The following is a 9688-nucleotide window of genomic DNA, read 5'->3' on the forward strand; positions in this document are numbered from 1 at the left end:
CGGTCGCTACGCTGGGCCGGTGCACGAGGAATCCGAGCTGGTCACCGGGGAAGCCGTCGTCCTGGACCTGCGCGTCGCGAAGCTCGCCAGCCGCGCGCTGGCGATGCTGCTGGACGTCCTCGTGCAGTTCGCGCTGCTGCTCGGCACGTTCTTCGTCCTGACGCTCACGGTGCCGGGCGAGGACGAATCGCTCGCGCTGACGCTGATCCTGGTGTTCCTGGTGCTGATCCTGGTCGGCTACCCGGTCCTGTTCGAGACGCTCTCGCGCGGCCGGTCGCTGGGCAAGATGGCGATGGGGCTGCGCGTGGTACGCGTCGACGGCGGCCCGATCCGCTTCCGGCACGCGTTGACCCGCGGGCTGGCGGGGTTCGTCATCGACTTCTGGGCGCTCGGCGTGTTCGGCGCGGTGGCGGTGATCGTGTCGCTGTGTTCGTCCGACGGCCGCCGGGTGGGCGACTTCCTGGCGGGCACGCTGGTGATCCGCGACCGCGTCCCGGAGAGCGCGGGCTACCCGGCGATCGGCATGCCCCCGGGCCTGGAGGGCTGGGCGGCCCAGCTCGACCTGACCCGCCTCCCGGACGACCTCGCGCTGGCGAGCCGTCAGTTCCTGGCGCGGTTCAGCCAGCTGGCTCCGGAGGCGGCGCACGCGCTGGGGTGGAGTTTGGCGCAGCAGGTGGGCAACGCGCTGGGGACGCCGGTGCCGCCGGGAGTGCCGCCATGGGCGTTCTTGGCGGCGGTGCTGGCGGAACGGCGCAACCGGGACCACGCGCGGGCGATGCAGGCGTATGCGGCCCAGGTGGAGGCAGCGCGGGGACACGTGCCGACCGGGCCAGGGTTTCAGCGGACGGCGAATGGTCAGCTCGGGGCTGTGGCCACGGGTGGGCAGCCGGTGGCGCCGTCGCCGTGGTCGGCGGCCGCTGCTTCACCTGGGTCCGCGGCTCCCGGCAGCACGGCCGAGGTGGATCCGCCTACTCCGCCGTCCGGCACTCCGGCGCCGGCCGCCGAAAACCCGTTCGCGCCACCGAGCTAGGACACGTCTCCCGAAGCCGAGAGCCACGTGTTGCACTGCTGGTTGCGGTTCTTCGTCGCGCCGTGTTGCCACCAGGCGATGTTGTGCTTGGCGCTGCCGTGGTCGCGCTTGCCGTTGCGGGCGTAGTCGTCGCCGCGGTCCTGGGCGTTCCACGCCTCGTTGTAGATGTTCTTGTCGACCGAACCGCCGGACACCGACGCCGAGCCGAGGAACATCCCCGAAAAGCACTGCGCCTCGAGCTCCATCCGGCGCGACAGCTCCAAGCCGATCGCCGAGTCGGCGCCCGCGTCGTAGCGCTGGTTGCCGTACGCCTCGGAAATGCCGGCCAGGTTCTGCACGTGGTGGCCGTATTCGTGGGCCAGCATCGACAGGTACGGGCCGGGGTGGTTGCCCCACACGTCGATCTCGATGCGGTCCATCGGCATGTAGATCGTGTCGTTCGACGGGCAGTAGAACGGCGTGACACCGGTCGTCGTGCCGCCGCTGCCGCACGGCGTCGACGATTCCGACAGCGACCGCGGCACCGACAGCTTCGGCGACCGGAACGGCAGGTCCACGGCGCCGAGCATGCGCGACCACATCGCGTCGAGGCAGGCGATCCCGGACTCGAAGAAGCGGGTGGCGCTGCCCTGGTCGGTCGCCCAGCGGCTCAGCGAGCAGGGGATGTTCTGCAGGCCGTAGTCGGGGCTGCCGAACATCGGGTTGTTCCCGGTCGCGACGACCGAACGCGGCCCGCTCGGTTGTTCGGACGTGCGGGTCGTGCGCTCGGTGGTCCGGCTGGTGGTCGTCTCTTCGGTGGACGACGTGGTTTCGGTCGTTTCGTCGGCGGAGGTGGTTTCGTAGGTGTCCGACGGGTAAGTGCTCGAGTACCCGGCGTCGGCGACGTGCCGGGTGTTCCCGCCGATGAGCGCGACGGCCGCGACGAGCCCGCCGACCACGGCGACGATCCCGATGATCGCCACGGCGACGATGACCCCGGTGTTCGACTTCTTGGCGACGTAGGGCCGGTAGCCGGGCGCGAACCGCGGGCCGAAGGGATGGCCCGGGGGAGGGCCGGCGTAGGCAGGGGTGAAGACGCGCGGAGGAGCCGCGGCCGGTGGCGGGAGCGGGGCCCGGGCGGGGAAGCCGGGGCGCGGGTAGGGACCGGACGCGGGGAAGCCTTGGGTGCCCTGCGGTCCTCGGGGCGGCTGGCCGGGGAATTGCGGAGGTTGGCCGGGCGCGCTGGCGGGCCCCTGCGGGCCTTGACCCGGTGCGCCGCCCTGCCAAGGCCCCGGCGTGCCGCCGGGGCCTTGCTGGGGAGGGCTGCTGGGCGCTGGGCCGGGTCGGGTTGGCTGCCCGCCGGGACCTTGCGGGGAAGTACCGCCGGGGCCTTGCTGGGGAGTGCCCGGCTGCCCACCCGGCCGCCCCTGGGGCAGCGGCCTCACCCCGGGCGGCGGCAACGGCCGCGCCCCCGGCGGCGGAACCGGCCGCCGCGGGTCGTGTGGACCAGGGCCGGAACCGGGACCCTGCGGGCCGTGCGTCATGAAAGCGGAACCCCCCGTGCGATTTCCCCGTCGGAACCGGCGTACCTGCGGTGATCTCGCCGTTCCGGGCGTCAGCATTTATCGAGTGCTCTAGGGTGTGGTGCTGTGTCGATGAAATGGGGGGCGGCGGCGGTCACCGCCGCCGTCATGGTCCTGGTCACCGCCGGGCCCGCCGCCGCGCAGGGGCCGTCCGCCGGGCCCGTGCTGCCGAACGCGCCTTCCGACCAGGTCAAGAAACCCCAGCAACTGAGCGGCCAGGACGTCCAGCCGCCGGAAGGCGCCACCGCCGACGTCGCCCTCAAAGTCCTGCGCGACGGCTCCCTCGAAGTCACCGAGCACGTCACCGTCCCGGGCGGCAGGCAGCTCACCTCGCGCGTCCCCCTCAAGGTCTCCGCGAGCGACGACCAGGACCGCGTCTTCGCCGTCAAGGACATCAAGACCGAAGGCACCGCGACCAGCCAGCTGACCGGTGACCAGCTCGTCCTCACCTTCACCGGCGGCGCGTCGACCGTCACCTACTCCGTCGACGGCGCCATCGCCGACCAGAGCGGCCGCCAGCAGGCCCGCTGGCAGGTCGCCAGCGGCTTCGACACCCCGCTCGCCAAGCTCACCGCCTCCTTCCTCGCGCCGTCGCCGCGACTGTCCCCTGTGGACTGCTTCGCCGGCCCCATCGGTTCGAACCAGCGCTGCACCCTCGCCGAGCTCGACCACACCGGCGTCGTGCGCCTGGAACAGAACGACGTCCGCCCCGGCGACCGCGTCGACCTCCTCGTCGGCCTGCCCGCGAACACCGTTCCGGCCAACGCGAAGTTCGCCGACGTCGGCCTCTTCGCCACCGCCTTCGCCTTCACGCCGCTGACCGGCATCGCCTTCGCGCTCCTGCTCGTCTTCGTGGTCGCCGGCGGCATCCACGTCTTCCGCCGCCGCAAGGAGGACGCGGGCGCCCTCACCGCCGCCACCGGCCCGGTCGAGGTCCTGCTGCGCGACGGCGACCGCGTCTTCTTCGCGAGCCCGGACGGCGTGCTGCCCGGCCAGGTCGGCACGGTCGTCGACGAGACCGTCGACGTCGTCGACATCAGCGCCACCGTCGTCGACCTCGCCGTCCGCAACTACCTCTGGCTGGCGGAAGTACCCGGGCAAGACTGGCAAATCGCCCGCCGCAACCCGCCCGACGAGCACCTCCACGACTTCGAACGCGCCGTCTACGAGACGCTGCTGCCGGCAGGCACCGACGCCGTGCTCGTCTCGCAGCTGCGCGCCCGCGGCACCCTCGACCTGCGCAAGATCAGCGACGCGATGTACGCCGACGTCGTCACCAAGCGCTGGTTCTCCCGCCGCCCCGACACCGCCCGCGGCCGGCTGACCTGGCTCGGCGCCGGGATCTTCGCGCTCGGCGCGGCCGCCACCGCCGTCCTCACCTTCACGGTCGGCGAAGCGCTGCTCGGCGTCGCGGTCGCCTTCGCGGGCCTCGCCGTCGCCGCGGCGGCCGCGCTGCTGCCGTCGCGCACCGCGCGCGGCCGGGCGCTCGTCGGCCAGGTCCGCGGCCTGCTCGACTACCTGCACACCGCCAAGGCCGAGGACATCCCGCCCGCCGACCGCGAAATGGTGTTCTCGCGCTCGCTGCCGTACGCGGTCGTGCTGGGCGACACCGAACGCTGGCTCGGCGCGTTCGCCGCGCTCAACCCGGCGTCGGACGGCTCGGCCGGCCTCTACTGGTACGGCGGCATGGAGGCCGACCACGACCTGCGCCGGTTCGGCGCGCACTTCCCGTCCTTCCTGACCGCGCTCGACGGGCTGCTCACCGCCGCCGGCCGCACCGCCCGCTGACCGTGCTCGCCGGGGCGGTGCTGGCGCTGGTCCTGGCGGCGGCGCCGGTGGACCAGCCGCCCTTGCCGACCGTGCCGCAGAGCGCCGAAATCCAGCTCAAGGTCGAGCGCGACGGCTCGCTGTCGGTCGCCGAAGCGATCGCCGTGCCGAACGGCGTCACCATGGACCGCCGCGTCCCGCTGCGGGTCGCCGCCCCGCACCACCGCGACCGCGTCTACGGCGTCCGCGACGTCGTCCTCGAAGGCAGCGGGAACGCCCAAGTGGACGAAGACGCGCTGACCGTCCACCTGACGTCCGGCACGTCGATCGTCCGGTACACAGTGGACGGTGCCGTCGCCGGCGACCGGGTCACCTGGGAGCTGGCCGGCGGCTGGAGCACCGACCTCAAGTTCATCCGGGCCTCCTTCGCCGCGCCCGAGATCCCGACCGCCGTCGACTGCCTCGCCGGGCCGCCGGATTCGGACTTCCAGTGCGGCGCCGCGCAGATCGACCACGCCGGGCTGACGCGGTTCAGCCAGCAGAACCTCGCGGCGGGCGAGCGGATGACGGCGACCGTCGAACTGCCCCCGGGCACGGTGCCCGCGAACGAAGTCCTGGTCCCCGCCAAGACGATCGCCGGCGCGTTCGTGCTCACCGCGCCGGTCGGTTGGGCCTGGGCGGGCTTCGCCGCGCTCCTGCTCGCGGCGGCCGCCTGGGCCCTGCTCGCGCGCCGCCGGGACACCGGCGACCCGCCGAAGGCAGGCTTGCTCGCGAAGAACGGCGAATTCGCGTCCCCCGAAGGAGTGCTGCCCGGGCACGCCGGCCTGCTGCTGCACGGCCGCGCCGGGGCCGCCGACCTGGCCGCGACGGTGCTGGACCTCGCCGTTCGCAACTACCTCTGGGTGAGCGACGGCTCGCGGCTGACCCGCCGCAACCCGCCCGACGCCTACCTCACGACCTTCGAGCGTGCCGTGTTCGAAGCCGTCCTGCCGGAGGAGACGGTGACCCTCGCCGAACTGCGGCAGCAGCACGTCGAAATCCCCCACGCGGAGCTGGCCGCGGACCTCGCCGGCCGCGGGTGGCTCGCGACCGGGCGGCTCCGGCGGGCGGGGATCCGGGTCGTGTGCTACGGCGTGTTCCTCACCGTCCTGCTCGCCCTGACCGTCGGGTACGCCCAGCTCGGCGTCATCCTCGCGCTGGCCGGGGTCGCCGCCGTCGCCGTCTCGGCGGCGCTGCCGGCGCGACGTCACGCGGGCGCCGAGGTCGCGCGGCGGCTCCGCGGGGTCGCCGAAGAACTGGCCACCACCCGGGCGAAGGACTTCGACAAGTCCCAACGCGAGCTGGTGTTCTCGCGCGGCCTCCCGTACGCGCTCGCTCTGGGCGAACTAGGGCCCTGGGTGGCCGCGTTCGCCGGCCTCGAGCACCCGCCGCCGGTGTACTGGCACGACGGCGACATCACCCCTGACCAGGCCGGATCCTTCGCTTCGGCGCTGGCGGGCGCGTTCGCCGGCGCCGGCCGCGGCCGACGCCTCGACGCCGTGCGGCAGCACACCCGTTCTCACTCGCCAGTCGGGACGCACGCGGGCGCCGACCCGTCGTAGGGTGGGGCCATGGCCGATCCCGAGCTCGTCCGATACACCCTCGACAACGGTCTGCGCGTGGTCCTCGCACCCGACGCGACCGCGCCGGTGGTCGGCGTCAGTGTCCACTACGACGTGGGCTTCCGCTCCGAGCCCGAGGGGCGCACCGGTTTCGCGCACCTCTTCGAGCACTTGATGTTCCAGGGCTCGGAGAGCCTCGAGAAGCTCGCCCACTTCCGGCACGTCCAGTCCAGCGGCGGCACCTTCAACGGGTCGACCCACCCGGACTACACGGACTACTTCGAGGTGCTGCCGAGCGCCGCGCTCGAGCGCGCGCTGTTCCTCGAGGCCGACCGGATGCGCGCGCCGAAGCTGACCGCCGAGAACCTGGCGAACCAGATCGACGTCGTCAAGGAAGAGATCCGGCTCAACGTGCTGAACCGGCCCTACGGCGGGTTCCCGTGGATCACCCTGCCGCCGGTGCTGTACTCGACGTTCCCCAACGCGCACAACGGTTACGGCGGCTTCGAGGACCTCGAGAGCGCGACGGTCGACGACTGCGCGGCGTTCTTCGACACCTACTACGCGCCGGCGAACGCCGTGCTCACGGTGGCGGGCGACTTCGAGGTCGACAACGCCAAGAAGCTGATCGAGACGCACTTCGGCGACGTCCCGCACCGGCCCGCGCCGCAGCGGCCGTCGTTCGCCGAGCCGCTGCCGACCACCGAGCTGCGCGGCGAGGTCGAAGACCCGCACGCCCCGCTGCCCGCGCTCGGCATCGGCTACCGGATGCCGGACCCGATCAACGACGTCGACGGCTATCTCGCGTACCTCGTGCTCGCCGGCGTCCTCACCGACGGCGACGGCTCCCGCCTGCAGCAGCGGCTGGTGCACCGCGAGCCCCTGGTGGTCGACATCGGCGCCGGCGCCGGGCTGTTCGGCCCGTTCGAGGCGCGCGACCCCGACACGTTCACCATCACCCTGATCCACCCGCACGAGGTGCCGCGCGAGCGCGTGCTCGAGGCGCTGGACGACGAGCTGGAGAAGCTCGCCGAGACCCCGCCGAGCGAGGAGGAGCTGCGCAAGGTCACCGCCCGCTGGACGGCGAGCCTGCACTCGGAGCACGACAGGCTGGTGTCCCGGACGCTGGCCCTCGGTTCGTTCGAGCTGCTCTACGGCGACGCGTCGCTGGTGTACAAGCTCGCGGACCGGATGTCCGCCGTCACCGCGGAAGCCGTTTCGGCGGCGGCCAAGGCGCTGCGCCCCGACGCGCGCGCCGTCCTGGTGGTCAAGCCCGCTTCGGAAGGGACCAACGAGCAGTGACTTCAGCAACGCACCGCAGTGCGGACGAGATCGGCCGCACCACGCGGGGGCCGCGCCCGCTGCCGCCGCTGGGCGCGCAGCGCGCCGCCGCCGATCTGTCCCATGTGGACACCGAGCTGTCCAACGGCCTGCGCGTGCTGGCCGTGCGCAAGGCGACCGTGCCGCTGGTCGAGGCCCGGCTGTGGATCCCGTTCGCGGGCGACGACGCGCTCCACCCGGCCACGGCCGAGGTGCTCGCCGAGACGATCCTGACCGGCACGGCTCGCCGCAACCGCATCGAGATCGACGCCGAGCTGGCGCTGATCGGCGGCGACATCGGCGCCGGCGTCGACCCGGAACGCCTGGTGCTGACCGGATCCGCGCTCGCCGACAAGCTGCCGACGTTCCTCGACGTCCTCGGCGACGTCCTCACCGCAGCGACGTACGCCGACGAGGAGATCGCGCGCGAGAAGGAGCGGCTCGTCGAGCGGATCGCCGTCTCGCGGACCCAGCCGCGCACGATCGCGCGGGAGGCGCTGCAGAAGCACCGCTACGGCGACCACCCGGCCACGCGCGAGGTTCCTCGTGCGGAGGACGTCGCGGTCGTGACGCCCGAGCAGGTCCGTGCGCTGCACCAGGCATCGGTGCTGCCGCGGGGTTCGGTGCTGGTGCTGGTCGGCGACATCGACCCTGCTTCGGTCATCGATGACCTCGAGAAGGTGCTCGGCGGCTGGGCGTCCGACCGCTCCGCCGTCCGGCTGCCGCCGCTGCCGGAGCTGACCGGGCCGAACGTGCTGCTGGTGCCGCGCGCCGGGGCCGTGCAGTCGCAGATCCGGCTGTCGGCGCAGACCGTGCCGCGCACCGACCCGGGCTACGCGGCGCTGCAGCTGGCGAACCTGGCCTATGGCGGGTATTTCTCGTCGCGGCTGGTGGAGAACATCCGTGAGAACAAGGGGTACACGTACTCCGCGCACTCCGGGTTCGAGTTCACCGACGGCACCGCGGTGGTCAACGTCGACGCGGACACGGCCACCGACGCGACCGCGCCGGCGCTGCTGGAAACCCGGTACGAGCTGGGCCGCCTCGGCCAGGTCCCGCCGACGGGCGACGAGCTGGAATCGGTGCGGCAGTACGCGATCGGCTCGTTGCTGACGTCGACGTCGTCGCAGTCCGGGCTGGCCGGGCAGGTGCTGGCGCTGGCGTCGACCGGGCTGGGCCTGGAATGGCTGAACGAGCACCCGGCGCGGGTGGCGGCGGTGACGGCTGCTGAAGTCGCCGAAGCGGCGTTGAAGTACTTCGCCCCCAAGCGGTTCACGGGTGTGGTGGTCGGCGACGCGGGCGTGCTGGAGCGCAAGCTGCTGTCCTTGGGCGACGTCGTCGTGGGCGAGCCGGCCTGATGTCCGTCCCGTTCTCGCTGGGGGATCTGCCCACCCTGTCCCGGTCCACTGTGGACCGTCAGGAAGGCCTGCGCACCAACCCATCGCGGCTGCTGTCGCGCTGGGCCGACGCCCGGGTCGTCCTGCTGGACGACACCGGGCGTACCCCGGTCGTCGAGGGATCGTCGGTGCTGGCGTTCCGGAAGGCGATCGACTTCGGGGCATCGCCGCCGGCGGACGCGGTGTTCCTGGGCGAGTGGCAGGACACGGATTACTGGTCGCTGCCGGGCGGGCCGTCGGGCTCGGCTGACACCGTGAAGATGGCGGGCAGCTGGGGTTTCGTGGAGGAGGTCCCGCGCGCGGACGGCGAGGTCTGGGTCGAGCTGCGCGGGTACGGAGACCTGCTGGACGACACGTCGGCCGGCCTCTTCACGACGGCGCAGGCGTTGCGCTTTTGGCGTCGCCAGGCGAAGTTCTGCACGCGCTGCGGCCATCCGACGGAGCTGATCCAGTTCGGCTGGGCGAGCAAGTGCACGAACGACGGCCGCGAGGAGTACCCGCGCACGGACCCGGCGGTGATCTGCCTGGTCCATTCTTCGGAAGGCGTGAACGGCTCCCACGTGCTGCTCGCGCGTCAGCCGATTTGGCCGGCGGGGCGGTATTCGGTGCTGGCGGGGTTCGTCGAGGCGGGGGAGTCCCTGGAAGCGTGCGTGGTCCGGGAGATCCGCGAAGAGGTGGGTGCGTCGGTGTCCGACGTCCGGTACCTCGGAAGCCAGCCGTGGCCGTTCCCGCGGTCGATCATGCTGGGCTTCACGGCGCGGGCGGATCGATCGTTGCCGTTGGTACCGGCGGACGGCGAGATCGAAGAGGCACTGTGGGTGTCGCGGGCCGAGGTGCGCGAGGCGTTCGCGAACAGTGCGGTGCGGGGCGAGGGTTCAAAGCCGACGCCGATCGCCGGCGGGGCGGCGGAGATCATCTTGCCGGGGAATTCGTCGATCGCCCGCGTGATGCTCAAGGCCTGGGCGGACGCGGAGGAGTGATCGAGGTGGCGGGAGAGCACGCTCTCACGGC

General features: G+C 72.6%; 7 protein-coding genes. 6 read left to right on the plus strand and 1 reads right to left on the minus strand.

What is annotated here, in order from left to right; translation table 11 throughout:
- The first annotated feature begins 19 nt into the window (after positions 1 to 19).
- Positions 20 to 1030, plus strand: a complete 1011-nt coding sequence (locus ABFJ78_RS30900; RefSeq protein WP_436390073.1) for an RDD family protein — start codon at positions 20 to 22, stop codon at positions 1028 to 1030.
- Here the strand turns inward: ABFJ78_RS30900 and ABFJ78_RS30905 are convergent.
- The gene (locus tag ABFJ78_RS30905; protein WP_436390074.1) at positions 1027 to 1992 is read right to left on the minus strand and encodes a neutral zinc metallopeptidase; all 966 of its coding nucleotides are present in this window, start codon (positions 1990 to 1992) and stop codon (positions 1027 to 1029) included. The genes ABFJ78_RS30900 and ABFJ78_RS30905 overlap by 4 nt on opposite strands.
- A gap of 672 nt (positions 1993 to 2664) precedes the next feature.
- Between ABFJ78_RS30905 and ABFJ78_RS30910 the strand changes: the two genes are divergently transcribed.
- Genes ABFJ78_RS30910 through nudC form a run of 5 tightly spaced genes read left to right on the plus strand, consistent with a single transcriptional unit; the run spans position 2665 to position 9657 of the window.
- Complete coding sequence (locus tag ABFJ78_RS30910; protein WP_436390075.1) at positions 2665 to 4380, plus strand: DUF2207 domain-containing protein; 1716 nt, start codon at positions 2665 to 2667, stop codon at positions 4378 to 4380.
- A 2-nt stretch (positions 4381 to 4382) separates the two neighbouring features.
- Complete coding sequence (locus ABFJ78_RS30915; protein WP_436390076.1) at positions 4383 to 5960, plus strand: DUF2207 domain-containing protein; 1578 nt, start codon at positions 4383 to 4385, stop codon at positions 5958 to 5960.
- 9 nt (positions 5961 to 5969) lie between these two features.
- On the plus strand, positions 5970 to 7262 hold the full coding sequence (locus tag ABFJ78_RS30920) for a M16 family metallopeptidase (protein ID WP_436390077.1): 1293 nt from the start codon (positions 5970 to 5972) through the stop codon (positions 7260 to 7262).
- Positions 7259 to 8638 carry a M16 family metallopeptidase gene (locus ABFJ78_RS30925; protein WP_436390078.1) on the plus strand — a complete coding sequence of 460 codons (1380 nt, stop codon included), beginning with the start codon at positions 7259 to 7261 and terminating at the stop codon, positions 8636 to 8638. Before ABFJ78_RS30920 ends, ABFJ78_RS30925 begins: the two co-directional genes overlap by 4 nt.
- Complete coding sequence (nudC, locus tag ABFJ78_RS30930; protein ID WP_436390079.1) at positions 8638 to 9657, plus strand: NAD(+) diphosphatase; 1020 nt, start codon at positions 8638 to 8640, stop codon at positions 9655 to 9657. The genes ABFJ78_RS30925 and nudC overlap by 1 nt, the downstream gene beginning before the upstream one ends.
- Positions 9658 to 9688 lie beyond the last annotated feature (31 nt).

Source organism: Amycolatopsis sp. MEPSY49 (genome assembly GCF_051337345.1).
In the GTDB taxonomy this organism is placed as follows: domain Bacteria; phylum Actinomycetota; class Actinomycetes; order Mycobacteriales; family Pseudonocardiaceae; genus Amycolatopsis.